The sequence below is a fragment of the Pseudomonas sp. CNPSo 3701 genome, from assembly GCF_028674975.1.
GTDB classification, from domain to species: domain Bacteria; phylum Pseudomonadota; class Gammaproteobacteria; order Pseudomonadales; family Pseudomonadaceae; genus Aquipseudomonas; species Aquipseudomonas straminea.
Window position 1 is genome coordinate 606,350 of the sequence record NZ_JAQZSI010000003.1, and the last position, 14,945, is coordinate 621,294.

The window sequence follows — 14,945 nt, forward strand, 5'->3', positions numbered from 1 at the left end:
CCACAACGTTCTGTCTAGCATCGCCAATAACAACAAGGATTATCGATGTGAGCCCAACCGGAAAATCGATCCTGCTGGTCGATGACGACCAGGATATTCGGGAACTGCTGCAAACCTACCTCGGCCGCGCCGGCCTGCAAGTACGCACCGTGGCCGACGGTGCGGGGTTTCGTGAGACCTTGTGCGAGGGTGGCGCCGATCTGGTCATCCTTGACGTGATGCTGCCCGACGAGGACGGCTTCAGCCTGTGCCGCTGGACGCGCGAGCACCAGCGCTTCGCTCAGGTGCCGATCATCATGCTGACCGCCAGCTCCGACGAGGCCGACCGCGTCGTCGGCCTGGAGCTGGGCGCTGACGACTACATCGGCAAACCCTTCAGCCCCCGGGAAATGCTGGCGCGCATCAAGGCACTGTTGCGACGGGTGAATTTCGCCCAGGAACGTGGCGCCGATGTGCTGGCCTTCGACGACTGGCGCCTGGACATGGTCAGCCACCGGTTGTTTCACCGTGACGGCGAGGAAGTGCTGCTGTCCGGTGCCGACTTCGCGCTGCTCAAGCTGTTTCTCGATCACCCGCAGCAGATTCTTGACCGTGACACCATCGGCAACGCCACCCGTGGCCGCGAGATGATGCCGCTCGAGCGCATCGTCGATATGGCGGTGAGCCGCCTGCGCCAGCGTTTGCGTGATACCAGCAAGCCGCCACGGCTGATTCGCACCGTGCGCGGCAGCGGGTACCAACTGGCCGCCAATGTCAGCGCCCAGGCCGGCAATGCGCGCTGACTGGCGTCGGCTGCTGCCGATTCCACGCTCGCTGCTGGGCCGCATGCTGCTGCTGACGCTGCTCTCGGTGCTGGTGGCGCAGACGCTGTCCAGCGCCATCTGGCTATCGCAACTGCGCGCCACCCAGCTCGAAGGCCTGGTGACTTCCGCGCGCAGCCTGGCCCTGGCCCATTCGATGTCGGCCAGCGTGCGCTACTTTCGCTCGCTGCCGGTGGCCTACCGGCCCATGGTGCTCGATCAACTGCGCAGCATGGGCGGCACCCGTTTCGTGGTCAGCCTCAATGACCGACCGCTGGCCATGCAGCTGCTGCCCGCCACACCGCGCAAGCTGGCGGTGACCGAGGCAGTGAGCGATGTGCTGCACGCGTCGCTGGGCAAGAATGCGGACATCTCCGTGAGCTTCGTCAGCCCCGATGACCTGCGCATCTTCAATGGCGGCGTGAAGCTCGACGAGCTGCCGCGCTCATGGGCCCACTACGCGCTGACCCTGGAACCGGTCAATCCGCCTGTCCTGGTCACCCAGATCCAGCTCGCGCCTGGCGAATGGCTGTATATCGCCTCGCTGTTGCCCGAGCCCTACACCAGCCTGGAAGAGCCGGTGCTGCCGACCCAGCAGCTGTGGTTCATCTTGCTCAGCAGCGGCTTTCTGCTGCTGTTCATTGGCATTCTGGTGCGCTGGCAGAGCCGGCCACTCAAACGCCTGGCCCGCGCCGCGCGGCACCTGTCGCTGGGCGCCGATATCCAGCCGGTGGAGGAGGCCGGCGGCAAGGAAGTCGTCGAGGTGGCACGGGCCTTCAATGCGATGCGCGAGCGCATCAGCCGTTACCTGACCGAGCGCGCACAGCTGTTCAGCGCCATCTCCCACGACCTTCGCACGCCGATCACCCGGCTGCGCCTGCGTGTCGAGCTACTCGACGACGAAACCCTGCAGACCAAGTTCGGTCGCGATCTCGACGAACTGGAGCTGCTGGTCAAGGGCGCGCTGCAGTGCGTCAAGGACACCGATATCCACGAGAACATCGAGTCGGTGGACCTCAACCAGCTGCTGCATTGCCTGGTCGAGCCTTACCTGGCGCCGACCGGCAACGGTCGCGTAACCCTGCATGGCGAGGCAGTCGCGGCCTATCTCGGCAAGCCCCTGGCGCTACGCCGCTGCATCGGCAACCTGATCGACAACGCGCTCAAGTACGGTCACCGCGCCCATCTGCATGTCGAGGATGACGACGATGCCTACGTGCTGCACGTCGATGACGAAGGGCCAGGCGTGCCCGAACAGCGCCTCGAGCAGGTGTTCGAGCCGCACTTTCGCCTGGCCGGGCAGCAGCAGGGCTACGGCCTGGGGCTCGGTATCGCGCGCAACATCGCCCACAGCCACGGCGGCGAGGTGAGCCTGCAAAACCTGCGCGAAGGCGGACTGCGGGTGACCCTGCGCCTGCCGCGGATGCCTGATTGAATGTCACCGCCCTGTGACAAAGCCGCCGGCCTTCGTTACCTGAGCGGCCCAAGCACGCCAGTAAACTCGGGCGACCACAGCCCACGAGCCGGGCGGGCAACTTGCCCCTGAGGCGCCGGCTCGCTTGCATGGAATAACAATAATGATCACACCCCTATTACCTGCCGACAGCTGGCTGGTGAAGCCCGCCCATCAGGCCTGGCTGAATGCCGAAGGCCTGCGCCTGTTGCCGTTTGCCCGTGCGTCGAAGGTCGAAGAGGGTTTTGCGGCCCTCGATGAAAGGGGCGCGTTGCCGCCCGCTGCCATTGCTGAATTGATTCATACCACGCGCATGACCCATTGCTTCGCCCTGGCTCATCTGCAGGGTATTCCTGGCTATGGCGCACTGGTCGATCACGGCGTCGCTGCGCTGCAAGGCCGGCTGCGTGACGAGGTGGCCGGCGGCTGGTTTGCAGACGCCACCCGCAAGAGCGACAAGAGCGCCTATCTACACGCCTTCGTGGCCTTGGCGGCCAGTTCCGCCCAGGCGGCTGCGCGCCCCGGCGCTGATGGGTTGCTGGAGGAGGCGATCGGCATCCTCGAGCGGCATTTCTGGAGCGAGGAAGAGGGCGCGCTACGAGAGAGCTTCAGCCGCGACTGGTCCGAGGAAGAAGCCTACCGTGGCGCCAACAGCAACATGCACGGCGTGGAAGCCTTTCTCGCCCTGGCCGATGTCACTGGCGACAGCGTCTGGCTGCAGCGTGCGCTGCGCATTGCCGAGCGGCTGATTCACGGGCATGCCGCCGTCCGCGGCCATGCGGTGGTCGAGCATTTCGACTGCCAATGGCAGGCGCTGCCCGAGTACAACGCCGACAACCGCGCCGATCCGTTTCGCCCTTACGGCAGCACGCCCGGCCACAGCTTCGAGTGGGCGCGCCTGCTGCTGCACCTGGAAGCCGCCCTGCAGCGCGCGGGGCTGGAGGCGCCCGGCTGGCTGCTGGGCGATGCACGCGGCCTGTTCGACAGCGCCTGCCGCGACGCCTGGCACGCCGATGGCGCGCCAGGGCTGGTCTACACCCTCGATTGGCAGGCGCAACCGGTGGTGCGGGCGCGCCTGCACTGGGTGCAAGCTGAAGCCAGCGCCGCCGCCGCAGCTTTGCTACGACGCACCGGGGAGTCGGATTACGAGCAGTGGTACCGATGCTTCTGGGAATTCACCGGCCGGCATTTCATCGACCTGTGCCAGGGCAGCTGGCATCACGAACTCGATACCGAGAATCGCCCGGCGGCGACTATCTGGCCCGGCAAACCCGATCTGTATCACGCCTACCAGGCCGTGCTGCTGCCGCGTCTGCCACTGGCGCCGAGCCTGGCCACCGCACTTTCGGCCATGTAACGAGGTGGTGACATTCACGCATCCCTTCGTTACTTGGTCGCCTGGCAACCCTGATTAAACTCCCTGCAACGCAAGCACCCTGACTTGCCGCTAACAATAAAAGAAAGGTACTTCGATGAACGCGATCACCCGTCTCGCTACTGCCGTTTCTCTCGCTTCCCTGTTCCCCCTCACCGCGCTGGCGGCCGACTCCAAAGGTACGGTCGAGGTCGTGCATTGGTGGACCTCTGGTGGCGAAGCGGCAGCCGTCAAGGTCCTGCGTGAGCTGGTCGAGAAGGACGGCTACACCTGGAAGGACAGCGCAGTAGCCGGTGGTGCCGGCTCGGCCGCCATGACCGTACTCAAGACCCGCGTGGTCTCCGGCAACCCGCCGGGCGCCGCGCAGATCAAGGGCCCGGACCTGCAGGAGTGGGGCGCGCTGGATTTGCTCGCGCCGCTGGATGACGTTGCCAAGGCCAACAACTGGGATGGCCTGCTGTCGAAAACCGTCGCCAACACCATGAAGTACGACGGCCATTACGTCGCCGTGCCGGTGAACATCCACCGCGTCAACTGGCTGTGGATCAACCCGGCAGTCTTCAAGAAGGCCGGTATCGACAAGGCGCCGACCACCCTGGACGAACTCTACGCCGCTGGCGACAAACTCAAGGCCGCCGGCTTCACGCCGCTGGCCCATGGCGGTCAGCCGTGGCAGGACAGCACCGTGTTCGAAGGCCTGGTGCTCGGCATCATGGGCGCCGACGGCTATCACAAGGCGTTCGTCGAGAACGACGAGGCGACCCTGACCAGCCCGAAAATGACCGAAGTGTTCACCGCGCTGAAAAAACTCTCCACCTACATGGACGACAACCGCGCCGGCCGCGACTGGAACCTGGCCACCGCCGAAGTCATCGACGGTAAGGCCGGCATGCAGATCATGGGCGACTGGGCCAAGAGCGAATGGACCGCCGCCGGCAAGGTAGCGGGCAAGGACTACCAGTGCGTGCCGATGCCGGGCACCGCTGGTAGCTACACCTACAACATCGACTCCATGGCCATGTTCAAGCTCAAGAACGAGGGCGACATCGCCGCTCAGCACGACCTGGCGCGTATCGCTCTGGAGCCCGAGTTCCAGTACGTGTTCAACGAGAACAAGGGCTCGATCCCGGTGCGTTCGGACCTGGACATGAGCAAGTTCGACAGCTGCGCCCAGGCCTCCATGAAGGACTTCCAGGAAGCCGACAAGGCCGGCAAGCTGGAGCCGAGCATGGCCCACAGCATGGCCACCAACCTGGCGGTGCAGGGCGCGATCTTCGACGTGGTCACCAACTTCATGGCCGACAAGAACGCCGACCCGAGCAAGGCCGGCGCGCAAATGGCCGCGGCGATCAAATCCGCTCAGTAAGCTGAAGCGGGCCGCCGTCCGGCGGCCCGCCTGATTTCATCTTCCACTGCGCGACAAGCATCCGGCCTGTTGCTGGTGGAGTTCGTCCCGAGTTTCTGCAATCACGGTAGGCCCGATGAGTGTCACGACGGTAATCGGCAAGGCTTCACCCTTCGATGCGCTGCAGCGCTGGCTGCCCAAGCTGGTGCTGGCACCCACCATGCTGGTGGTGCTGGTGGGGTTCTACGGCTACATCCTGTGGACGGCAGTGCTGTCGTTCACCAATTCCAGCTTCATGCCCAGCTACAAGTGGGTGGGCTTGCAGCAATACATGCGGCTGATGGACAACGACCGCTGGTGGGTCGCCAGCAAGAACCTGATGGTCTTCGGCGGCATGTTCATTGCCATCAGCCTGGTTATCGGCGTGCTGCTGGCGGTGCTGCTCGATCAGCGCATCCGCCGCGAAGGCGTGATCCGCACCATCTACCTGTACCCGATGGCGCTGTCGATGATCGTCACCGGTACCGCCTGGAAATGGCTGCTCAACCCCGGCCTGGGCCTGGACAAACTGTTGCGTGACTGGGGCTGGGAAGGCTTTCGCCTGGACTGGCTGGTGGACCCCGACCGGGTCGTCTACTGCCTGGTGATCGCCGCCGTGTGGCAGGCCTCGGGCTTCGTCATGGCACTGTTCCTGGCCGGACTGCGCGGTGTCGATCAGTCGATCATCCGCGCCGCCCAGGTCGATGGCGCGAGCTTGCCGACCATCTACCTGCGCATCGTGCTGCCGAGCCTGCGCCCGGTGTTTTTCAGCGCGGTGATGATCCTCGCTCACATCGCCATCAAGAGCTTCGACCTGGTCGCGGCGATGACCGCAGGTGGGCCTGGCTACGCCTCCGATCTGCCGGCGATGTTCATGTACAACTTCACCTTCAGCCGCGGCCAGATGGGCATCGGCTCGGCCAGCGCGATGCTGATGCTCGGCGCGATCCTGGCCATTCTGGTGCCGTACCTCTACTCGGAATTGCGAGGCAAGCGCCATGACTAAGGCCTTCAGTCCAAGCCGCCTGGCGATTCACACCACCCTGTTGTTCGCCGCCGCGTTGTACCTGGTGCCACTGGTGGTGATGTTGCTGACCAGTTTCAAGACCCCCGAGGACGTGCGCGCCGGCAACCTGCTGTCGCTGCCCGACGTGTTCACCCTGATCGGTTGGGTCAAGGCCTGGGACGTGGTCGGCGGGCACTTCTGGAACTCGGCGAAGATGGCCATTCCGGCGGTGCTGATCTCCACGGCCATCGGCGCGCTCAACGGCTACGTGCTGTCGATGTGGCGCTTCCGTGGCTCGCAGCTGTTCTTCGGGTTGCTGCTGTTCGGTTGCTTCCTGCCGTTCCAGACCATCTTGCTGCCGGCCTCGTTCACCCTCGGCAAGTTCGGCCTGGCCAACACCACCGTTGGCCTGGTGCTGGTGCATGTGGTGTACGGCATCGCTTTCACCACGCTGTTCTTCCGCAACTTCTACGTCAGCGTGCCGGATGCCCTGGTCAAGGCCGCACGCCTGGATGGCGCGGGGTTCTTCACCATCTTCGGGCGCATCCTGCTGCCGATGTCGGTACCGATCATCATGGTCTGCCTGATCTGGCAGTTCACCCAGATCTGGAACGATTTCCTGTTCGGCGTGGTGTTCGCCAGTGGCGATGCCCAGCCGATCACCGTGGCCCTCAACAACCTGGTGAATACCAGTACCGGGGCCAAGGAATACAACGTGGACATGGCCGCGGCGATGATCGCCGGGCTGCCGACCCTGCTGGTGTACATCCTGGCAGGCAAGTATTTCCTGCGCGGCCTTACGGCTGGCGCGGTAAAGGGCTGAAAGCCCTGCTTTCAGAGTGGAGAAGTAGATGGCAACGCTCGAACTGCGCAACGTCAACAAGTCCTACGGCAGCGGCCTGGCGGACACCCTGAAAAGCATCGATCTGAAGATCGACGATGGCGAATTCCTGATCCTGGTCGGCCCTTCGGGCTGCGGCAAATCCACCCTGATGAACTGCATCGCCGGGCTGGAAAACATCAGCAACGGCGCCATCCTGGTTGACGATGCCGATATCAGCGGCATGAGCCCCAAGGATCGCGACATCGCCATGGTGTTCCAGTCCTACGCGCTGTACCCGACCATGAACGTGCGCGACAACATCGCCTTCGGCCTGAAGATGCGCAAGATGGCCCCGGCGGCCATTGACGAGGAAGTGGCGCGGGTCGCCAAGCTTTTGCAGATCGAGCACCTGCTGGCGCGCAAGCCCGGCCAGCTGTCCGGCGGCCAGCAGCAGCGCGTGGCCATGGGCCGGGCCCTGGCGCGGCGGCCGAAGATCTACCTGTTCGATGAGCCGCTGTCCAACCTCGACGCCAAGCTGCGCGTGGAGATGCGTACCGAAATCAAGCTGATGCACCAGCGCCTGAAAACCACCACGGTGTACGTCACCCACGACCAGATCGAGGCCATGACACTCGGCGACAAGGTGGCAGTGATGAAGGAGGGCGTGATTCAGCAGTTCGGCACGCCGCAACAGATCTATAACGACCCGGCCAACCAGTTCGTGGCGAGCTTCATCGGCTCGCCACCGATGAACTTCATCCCGGTACAACTGCAGCGCCGCGACGGCCAGGTGTGGGCCGTGCTTACCTCGGCGGCCGGGCGCTGCGAACTGCCCATGGGCGAGCTGCCCGAAGGCGCCGAGCAGCGTGAAATGCTGCTCGGCGTGCGCCCCGAGCGGGTGCAGCTGGCGGGCACGGGGCAAGGCCACGGCCTGCCTGCGCAGGTGGAAGTCACCGAGCCGACCGGCCCGGACACCCTGGTTTTCGTGACCGTCAATGACAGCAAGCTGTGCTGTCGTCTGGCGCCGGATCAGGCGCCGGCGGTCGGCCAGCCTCTGCATCTGTCCATTGATGCGGCGCGCGCGCTGCTGTTCGACGCCAAGAGCGGTGAGCGCGTACGGCCCCTTACCCGCGCCGCGCAGCCGAGCAATGTCACCTCGCTAACGAATCGTTGAGAAGGAGCCGGCCTCGCAGTCCTGAGGCTGGTAAAGCAAAGCGGTAACAACAATAAAAAACTGCAGGAGAGGATATGAAACGATCAGCAGGTATCGGCCTGGCCATGGCGCTGGGCTCCCTGACACTGCCGGTTACGGGCATGGCGACGGAATTTTCCGGCTACGTGCGCAGTGGTGCCGGCACGGCCGACGGCAACGGCCGGCAGTCGTGCTTCCAGCTGCCGGGCGCACGCTCCAAGTACCGTCTGGGTAACGAATGCGAGCACTACGCCGAGCTGGATCTGCGTCAGGATCTGTTCACGCTCGACGACGGTTCGGTGTTGAGCATCGAAGGCATGGCCCAGCTGTTCAACGAATATGGCCACACGCCGAAATTCACCGGCGACCGCGGCACCGCGCGGATGAACCAGATGTACGCCGAGTGGAGCAAGATGCCGGCGCTTAACGGCGGCTCGCTGTGGGCCGGGCGACGTTTCTACAAGCGTAACGACATCCACATCTCCGACTTCTACTACTGGAACCAGAGCGCCACCGGTTTCGGTATCGACGAGATGAAGATCGGTGATTACAAGTACAGCTACGTGTTCTCGCGCAAGGACAGCTACGACCAGAAGGAATACATCAACCGTCACGACTTCAACGTCGGCGGCTTCGTCACCAACCCGGGTGGCGAAGTCGAAGTGGGCGTCAGCTATATCGACAAGCCTTCTTCCGTTGACGATTCGAACAGTGGCTGGGCGGTGACCGGCCAGCACGTGCAGAAGAACTTCCTTGGCCTGGGTGGCGACAACAAGTTCGCCCTGCAATACGGCGAGGGTCCGGGTACCGGCCTTGGTTACACCGGCGATCCGACTCTGGATCGCAGCGCCAAGAGCTGGCGTGTGGTCGAGTTCTTCGACTTCCAGATGACCCCGCGTCTGGGTGGTCAGGTGCAGGCCGTGTACCAGAAGGACAAGCGTGAAGACGGTGGCGACCAAGATTGGTGGTCGGTGGGCGGGCGTACCAGCTATGCCTTCACCCAGCAGTTCAAGCTGGTCGGCGAGATCGGCCATGATCAGGTTGACGCGTCCGGCGGCACCCGCAAGCTGAGCAAGTTCACCATCGCGCCGACCTGGTCGCCGAACGGCCCCGGCTTCTTCGAGCGCCCCGAGATTCGTCTGTATTACACCTACGCCACCTGGAACAAGGCGGCGCAGGAAGCGGCGAATCTGCTGGCTGAAGGCTCCGCATTGTCCGACACCGGCGCCTTTGGCAGCTCGCGCAACGGCTCGAACTTCGGCGTGCAGGTCGAGTACTGGTGGAAGTAGGGCGCTGATACCTCTGCGTTTGCGTGCCCCTTTGGTGGGGTTACGCGGCGCTCCGGGATCATGTTGAGCCGCCGTCAGCGTTCCAGCGCCGCTCCACCCACTCTACGGACCCCATCCCGTGGGGTGGGTGGAGGCGCTGATCGCTGGTGTTGGCCTTGGCTCGGTCTTCGTGCGCCGCAACCCACCATGGAGATCGGCGTCGCCTGCGTGGTGGGTTACGCAGCGCTCCGGGATCGTGATGAGTCGAGATTGGCGTTCTGCGCTGCTTCACCCATCCTACGGACCCCATCCCGTAGGGTGGGTGGAGGCGCGGTCGCTATCGTTGAGCTTGGCTCGATTTACGGGCGCCGTAACCCACCATTGCCGGAAGATGGTATCAACCTTGTTCTTCGCCAGCCGGATAGCGGCTGGCGTTGAGGCTTTCCTTGATCTTGCGTAGGTGCGGCTGGAAATCCGCGCCGCGGCGCAGCGTCATGCCGGTTGCCAGTACGTCCAATACCGTCAATTGAATGATGCGCGAGGTCATCGGCATGTAGATGTCGGTGTCTTCGGGCAGCGGAATATGGACGCTCAGGCTGCAGGCCTGGGCCAGCGGTGAGCCGGCAGCGGTCAGGCCGAGCACCGAGGCGCCATTCTCCCGTGCCAGGCGCGCTACCTCGACCAGTTCGCGGGTGCGGCCAGTGTAGGAAATGATCACGAACAGATCACCGGTGTGCGCCACCGAGGCGAGCATGCGCTGCATCAGCACGTCGGCGTGGGCGGACACCGCCAGGTTGAAGCGGAAGAACTTGTGCTGGGCATCCAGCGCCACCGGCGCCGAGGCGCCAAGGCCGAAGAAGTGGATCTGCCGGGCCTGGATCAGCAGGTCGACGGCGCGACTGATCAGATGCGGGTCCAGGCTCTGGCAGGCGCTGTCCAGTGAGGCGATGGCGCTGCCGAAAATCTTGCGGGTGTAGGCCTCGGGCTCGTCGTCGGCTTCCACCGCGCGGCTCACGTACGCGGCGCCGCTGGCCAGACTCTGGGCCAGCTGCATCTTCAGTTCCGGGTAACCGTTTACGCCGAACGAGCGGCAGAAACGGTTGACCGTTGGCTCGCTGACCTGGGCGGCCTGGGCGAGGGCGGCGATGCTCAGGCGGGTGGCCTGCTGCGGATTGAGCAGTATCACTTCGGCGACCTTACGCTCGGCCTTGTTCAGGCTCTCGAGGCGGCCCTGGATCTGTTCGAGAAGGTTGCGCACGCGATCCATTATTGTCCTTGTTCGATGAAATGCCGGGTTAATCCTAAGCCGGGGCTGGTCTACTGGCTACCGGCTTCCACGCACTCTACGAATATGTTGTGGTTATTACTACATTTTCGGTTGCGAAATGGCGATTTAGTCGCTATCAATAGGGCAACTTGATAGAAGAACAAAGATCATGTCGATGATTCCCGTTGAGCCTTGTACCCTCGCACTGTTTGGCGCCCTGGGCGACCTGGCATTGCGCAAACTGTTTCCCGCCCTCTATCAGCTCGACCGTGCCGGGCTGCTGCACGAGGATACCCAGTTGCTCGCCCTGGCGCGCGATGGCGGTGACCCCGACAAGCACCTGAGTACTATCGACGCGCACCTGCGCCGCTACCTACCAGCTACCGAGCTTGACGAGACGGTGATGCAGCGCTTCCAGGGGCGCATGCGTTATCTGAGCATGGAATTCCTGCCCGCCGACAGCTACCCGCAGCTGGCCGAAATGGTCGGCAGCGGTCGCCAGCTGATCGCCTATTTCGCCACACCGGCCTCGGTGTACGGCGGCATCTGCGCCAACCTGGCAGCGGTCGGCCTTGCCGAGAACACTCGGGTGGTGCTGGAGAAACCCATCGGCCATGACCTCGATTCTTCGCGCGCGGTCAACGATGCGGTGGCGGCCTATTTCCCGGAAAGCCAGGTCTATCGGATCGACCATTACCTGGGCAAGGAAACGGTGCAGAACCTCATTGCCCTGCGCTTCGCCAACAGCCTGTTCGAGACCCAGTGGAACCAGAACCACATCACCCACGTGGAAATCACCGTGGCGGAAAAGGTCGGTATCGAAGGCCGCTGGGGCTACTTCGACAAGGCCGGCCAGCTGCGCGACATGATCCAGAACCATTTGCTGCAGCTGCTCTGCCTGATCGCCATGGACCCGCCGGGCGACCTGTCGGCCGATGCCATCCGTGACGAGAAGGTCAAGGTGCTCAAGGCCCTCGAACCGATGACCGCCGAGCAGCTGTCACGTCATGTGGTGCGCGGCCAGTACGTGGCCGGCACCAGCGACGGCAAGCCGGTTCCCGGCTACCTGGAAGAAGAAAATTCCAACGCCCAGAGCGACACCGAAACCTTCGTCGCCCTGCGCGCCGACATCCGCAACTGGCGCTGGGCCGGCGTGCCGTTCTACCTGCGCACCGGCAAGCGCATGGCGCAGAAACTGTCGCAGATCGTCATCCACTTCAAGGAGCCGCCGCACTACATCTTCGCGCCGGAGCAACGCCAGCTGATCGGCAACAAGCTGATCATCCGCCTGCAGCCGGACGAGAGCATTTCCCTGCAGGTGATGACCAAGGACCAGGGTCTGGACAAGGGGATGCAGCTGCGCAGCGGCCCGCTGCAGCTGAATTTCTCCACTGCCTACAAGAGTGCGCGGATTCCCGATGCCTACGAGCGTCTGCTGCTGGAAGTGATGCGTGGCAACCAGAACCTGTTCGTGCGCAAGGACGAGATCGAGCACGCCTGGCAGTGGTGCGATCAGCTGATCGCCGGCTGGAAGAAACTCGGCGACCCGCCCAAGCCATACGTCGCCGGCACCTGGGGGCCGATGAGTTCCATCGCCCTGATCACTCGCGACGGGAGGGCCTGGTATGGCGATCTCTGACCTCGAATTTCCCGTGGGCGTGGTCGCCCGCAGTCACAGCGACGCGCAGCACCTGGCGAGCGCGCTGGCCGAGAACGTGGCCGGCGCGCTGCGCGCTGCCATCGACAGCCACGGCCAGGCGACCCTGGTGGTGTCCGGTGGGCGCAGCCCGATCGCTTTCTTCAAGGCGCTATCGCAGCAATCCTTGCCCTGGAACAAGGTGCTGGTAAGCCTGGCCGACGAGCGTTGGGTGCCGACCAGCCACGAGGACAGCAACGAAGCGCTGGTACGCCGCCATCTGCTGCAGGGGCGGGCTGCCGAGGCTCGGTTGCTGGGGCTGTATCACAGTGCTGGCAACCTCGAGGAGGCGGCCGAACTCACCGAGCGGGCGCTGCGCGACCTGCCAGGTATCGACGTACTGATCCTGGGCATGGGCACCGACGGCCATACCGCCTCACTGTTCCCCAACAGCCCGAACCTGGAAGAGGCGCTCAGCGAAGACTGCCCGCGCCGCTGCCTGCCGATGCTGGCACCCAGCGTGCCGCACCAGCGCCTGACCCTGACCCTGCCGCTACTCAGGGCGGCCCGCCTGCCGCTGCTGGCGATCGAGGGGCCGGGCAAGCTCGCGGTACTCGAACAGGCCTTGCAGCAAGACAATCACAAGAACATGCCGATCAGCGCGTTTCTGCGCGCGCCGCTCGAAATCTACTGGTGCCCTTAGGCCCGAAAGGAACACGACCATGACACAAGCCATCAGCCGTCCAGCCCCGACCATGGCGGAAAAGATCGAAAGCATCGACGCGCTCTGCGCCCGTGCGCGGATCATGCCGGTGATCACCATCGCCCGTGAGGAAGACATCCTGCCGCTGGCCGACGCCCTGGATGCCGGCGGCCTGCGGGTGCTGGAAATCACCCTGCGCTCGCCCCATGGCCTGACCGCCATTCGCCGCTTGCGTGAAGAACGCCCGCACCTGTGCGTGGGCGCTGGCACGGTGCTCGATCGCCACATGCTCGAAGCGGTGGAGGAGGCCGGCGCCCAGTTCATCGTCAGCCCCGGTTCTACTGACGAACTGCTGCGCGCCGCGCTGCAGAGCCAGGTGCCGATGCTGCCGGGCGTGGCCAGTGCCTCGGAGATCATGGTCGGCTATGCCCTGGGCTATCGCCGCTTCAAGCTGTTCCCGGCCGAGGTCTGTGGCGGTACCGCCGCGCTCAAGGCGCTGGGCGGCCCGTTTGGCGATATCCGCTTCTGCCCGACCGGCGGTGTCGGCCCGGCCAACGTGCAAAAGTACATGGCGCTGCCGAACGTGATGTGCGTGGGCGGCAGCTGGATGCTCGACAGCAGCAAAGGCTGGGACGCCGTACGCCAGGCCAGTGCCGACGCCCTGGCGCTGCTGGGCTGAATCACGGCCCGCCACGTGCGGGCCTGCATGACCATTTCTGTCGCCGGCTCGATGCCTCCGTCGCGCCGGCGTCTCTATTTCCGAGGTTCCGAATGACCCTGCGCATCAGCAAAGACACTCGCCTGTGCATGTCGCTGTCCGGGCGGCCCGGTAACTTCGGCACGCGTTTTCAGAACTACCTGTACCGCGAGCTGGAGCTGGATTACCTGTACAAAGCGTTCACCACCAGCGATCTGCCGGCGGCCATCGGCGGCATCCGTGCCCTTGGCGTACGCGGCTGTGCGGTGTCGATGCCGTTCAAGGAGGCCTGCATCGAGCACCTCGATGGCTTGCACGACTCGGCGGCGACCCTGCAGTCGGTCAACACCATCGTTGCCGATGATGGCCGGCTGACCGGCTACAACACCGACTACAGCGCAGTGGTGAAACTGCTCCGGAAACACGGCGTGCCTGCGGCCAGCCGCTATGCCTTGCGTGGCAGCGGCGGCATGGCCAAGGCCGTGGCCTGCGCGTTGCGCGACAGCGGCTTCGCCGACGGTTGCATCGTCGCCCGCAACGAGGCGGCGGGCAGGGCGCTGGCCGAGCAGTGTGGCGTGCACTGGCGCGAGGCGTTGGACGACCAGCCGGCGCAGTTGCTGGTCAACGTCACGCCACTGGGCATGCGTGGCGCCGAGTCCGAACAGTTGGCCTTCAGCGAGCAGGCGGTGGCGGCGGCGCAGTGGGTTTTCGACGTGGTCGCCGTGCCGGTGGAAACCCCGCTGATCCGCCTGGCCCGTTCTCTCGGCAAGCCAGTGATCACCGGCGGCGAAGTGATCGTGCTGCAGGCCGTCGAGCAGTTCGTGCTGTACACCGGCGTGCGCCCTGATGACGAGCTGATCGAGCGGGCTGCGCGCTTCGCCCTGGCCGATTAGCAACGCCCGTCTCCTACCGTGTTCTGACCGGGATTCTGGGCCCGGTCATTAAAAGTTTGCACTTTCCGTTTCCCGGCCAAGTCGTAAAAGGTGTAGGGCATGGCGCTGCGTCGAGCGCTCTGCCAGACGCTGGCTTCGCCGTAGCGCCATGCCCTGCAATCCGAACGGAATGCCTTACCCGGGCTTCCGAAGCCAGGTGCGTCGCTAACCGGCGGCCGCCGACAGACGAGCAAGGAGATAGCCATGGGCTTGGGAACCATACTGCTGATCATTCTGATCCTGATGCTGATTGGTGCCATCCCGGCATGGCCGCACAGCCGCAGCTGGGGCTACGGCCCGACCGGCGGCCTCGGTCTGGTGCTGGTCATCGTGCTGGTGCTGTTACTACTGGGCTACATATGAGCCAGCGCCTGCATCGCTGATGCAGGCACCGTCGCCAGCGGCAAAC

At 64.3% G+C, this 14,945-nt stretch carries 14 protein-coding genes; 13 read left to right on the forward strand and 1 reads right to left on the reverse strand.

Going from position 1 to position 14,945, the window contains the following annotated elements; all coding sequences use genetic code 11:
* Nucleotides 1–47: 47 nt before the first annotated feature.
* The 8 genes from PVA39_RS12070 to PVA39_RS12105 all read left to right on the forward strand — a co-directional run bounded on the left by PVA39_RS12070 (nt 48) and on the right by PVA39_RS12105 (nt 9,322).
* Nucleotides 48–782 carry a response regulator gene (locus PVA39_RS12070; protein ID WP_274124244.1) on the forward strand — a complete coding sequence of 245 codons (735 nt, stop codon included), beginning with the start codon at nt 48–50 and terminating at the stop codon, nt 780–782.
* Nucleotides 772–2,235, forward strand: coding sequence for an ATP-binding protein (locus PVA39_RS12075; RefSeq protein WP_274124245.1), 1,464 nt, complete (start codon nt 772–774; stop codon nt 2,233–2,235). The genes PVA39_RS12070 and PVA39_RS12075 overlap by 11 nt, the downstream gene beginning before the upstream one ends.
* A gap of 142 nt (nt 2,236–2,377) precedes the next feature.
* Nucleotides 2,378–3,610, forward strand: a complete 1,233-nt coding sequence (locus tag PVA39_RS12080) for a D-mannose isomerase (RefSeq protein WP_274124246.1) — start codon at nt 2,378–2,380, stop codon at nt 3,608–3,610.
* Between the two features lie 115 nt (nt 3,611–3,725).
* Nucleotides 3,726–4,994: an ABC transporter substrate-binding protein gene (locus PVA39_RS12085; protein ID WP_274124247.1), complete on the forward strand. Its 1,269-nt coding sequence runs from the start codon at nt 3,726–3,728 to the stop codon at nt 4,992–4,994.
* Nucleotides 4,995–5,109: 115 nt separating this feature from the next.
* Complete coding sequence (locus PVA39_RS12090) at nt 5,110–6,018, forward strand: carbohydrate ABC transporter permease (protein ID WP_218548261.1); 909 nt, start codon at nt 5,110–5,112, stop codon at nt 6,016–6,018.
* On the forward strand, nt 6,011–6,841 hold the full coding sequence (locus PVA39_RS12095) for a carbohydrate ABC transporter permease (RefSeq protein ID WP_274124248.1): 831 nt from the start codon (nt 6,011–6,013) through the stop codon (nt 6,839–6,841). The genes PVA39_RS12090 and PVA39_RS12095 overlap by 8 nt, the downstream gene beginning before the upstream one ends.
* Before the next feature lie 28 nt (nt 6,842–6,869).
* Nucleotides 6,870–8,015: an ABC transporter ATP-binding protein gene (locus PVA39_RS12100; protein ID WP_274124249.1), complete on the forward strand. Its 1,146-nt coding sequence runs from the start codon at nt 6,870–6,872 to the stop codon at nt 8,013–8,015.
* Between the two features lie 74 nt (nt 8,016–8,089).
* Nucleotides 8,090–9,322: a maltoporin gene (locus tag PVA39_RS12105; protein ID WP_274124250.1), complete on the forward strand. Its 1,233-nt coding sequence runs from the start codon at nt 8,090–8,092 to the stop codon at nt 9,320–9,322.
* Between the two features lie 376 nt (nt 9,323–9,698).
* Here PVA39_RS12105 and PVA39_RS12110 read toward each other — a convergent pair whose 3' ends face one another.
* The gene (locus PVA39_RS12110) at nt 9,699–10,559 is read right to left on the reverse strand and encodes a MurR/RpiR family transcriptional regulator (RefSeq protein WP_274124293.1); all 861 of its coding nucleotides are present in this window, start codon (nt 10,557–10,559) and stop codon (nt 9,699–9,701) included.
* 178 nt (nt 10,560–10,737) lie between these two features.
* Between PVA39_RS12110 and zwf the strand changes: the two genes are divergently transcribed.
* The 5 genes from zwf to PVA39_RS12135 all read left to right on the forward strand — a co-directional run bounded on the left by zwf (nt 10,738) and on the right by PVA39_RS12135 (nt 14,899).
* On the forward strand, nt 10,738–12,207 hold the full coding sequence (gene zwf, locus PVA39_RS12115) for a glucose-6-phosphate dehydrogenase (RefSeq protein WP_274124251.1): 1,470 nt from the start codon (nt 10,738–10,740) through the stop codon (nt 12,205–12,207).
* The gene (pgl, locus tag PVA39_RS12120; protein ID WP_274124252.1) at nt 12,194–12,907 is read left to right on the forward strand and encodes a 6-phosphogluconolactonase; all 714 of its coding nucleotides are present in this window, start codon (nt 12,194–12,196) and stop codon (nt 12,905–12,907) included. The genes zwf and pgl overlap by 14 nt, the downstream gene beginning before the upstream one ends.
* Before the next feature lie 19 nt (nt 12,908–12,926).
* Nucleotides 12,927–13,586, forward strand: a complete 660-nt coding sequence (locus PVA39_RS12125) for a bifunctional 4-hydroxy-2-oxoglutarate aldolase/2-dehydro-3-deoxy-phosphogluconate aldolase (protein WP_274124253.1) — start codon at nt 12,927–12,929, stop codon at nt 13,584–13,586.
* Between the two features lie 92 nt (nt 13,587–13,678).
* Nucleotides 13,679–14,497, forward strand: coding sequence for a shikimate 5-dehydrogenase (locus tag PVA39_RS12130; protein ID WP_274124254.1), 819 nt, complete (start codon nt 13,679–13,681; stop codon nt 14,495–14,497).
* A gap of 243 nt (nt 14,498–14,740) precedes the next feature.
* Nucleotides 14,741–14,899, forward strand: a complete 159-nt coding sequence (locus PVA39_RS12135) for a DUF3309 family protein (RefSeq protein ID WP_004373322.1) — start codon at nt 14,741–14,743, stop codon at nt 14,897–14,899.
* Nucleotides 14,900–14,945: the final 46 nt, after the last annotated feature.

Excerpts from the sequence above, each read along its gene's own strand:
- PVA39_RS12075 (WP_274124245.1), top strand. The coding sequence starts at position 772 with ATGCGCGCTGACTGGCGTCGGCTGCTGCCGATTCCACGCTCGCTGCTG.
- PVA39_RS12080 (WP_274124246.1), top strand. The coding sequence starts at position 2,378 with ATGATCACACCCCTATTACCTGCCGACAGCTGGCTGGTGAAGCCCGCC.
- PVA39_RS12085 (WP_274124247.1), top strand. The coding sequence starts at position 3,726 with ATGAACGCGATCACCCGTCTCGCTACTGCCGTTTCTCTCGCTTCCCTG.
- PVA39_RS12090 (WP_218548261.1), top strand. The coding sequence starts at position 5,110 with ATGAGTGTCACGACGGTAATCGGCAAGGCTTCACCCTTCGATGCGCTG.
- PVA39_RS12095 (WP_274124248.1), top strand. The coding sequence starts at position 6,011 with ATGACTAAGGCCTTCAGTCCAAGCCGCCTGGCGATTCACACCACCCTG.
- PVA39_RS12100 (WP_274124249.1), top strand. The coding sequence starts at position 6,870 with ATGGCAACGCTCGAACTGCGCAACGTCAACAAGTCCTACGGCAGCGGC.
- PVA39_RS12105 (WP_274124250.1), top strand. The coding sequence starts at position 8,090 with ATGAAACGATCAGCAGGTATCGGCCTGGCCATGGCGCTGGGCTCCCTG.
- zwf (WP_274124251.1), top strand. The coding sequence starts at position 10,738 with ATGTCGATGATTCCCGTTGAGCCTTGTACCCTCGCACTGTTTGGCGCC.
- pgl (WP_274124252.1), top strand. The coding sequence starts at position 12,194 with ATGGCGATCTCTGACCTCGAATTTCCCGTGGGCGTGGTCGCCCGCAGT.
- PVA39_RS12125 (WP_274124253.1), top strand. The coding sequence starts at position 12,927 with ATGACACAAGCCATCAGCCGTCCAGCCCCGACCATGGCGGAAAAGATC.
- PVA39_RS12130 (WP_274124254.1), top strand. The coding sequence starts at position 13,679 with ATGACCCTGCGCATCAGCAAAGACACTCGCCTGTGCATGTCGCTGTCC.
- PVA39_RS12135 (WP_004373322.1), top strand. The coding sequence starts at position 14,741 with ATGGGCTTGGGAACCATACTGCTGATCATTCTGATCCTGATGCTGATT.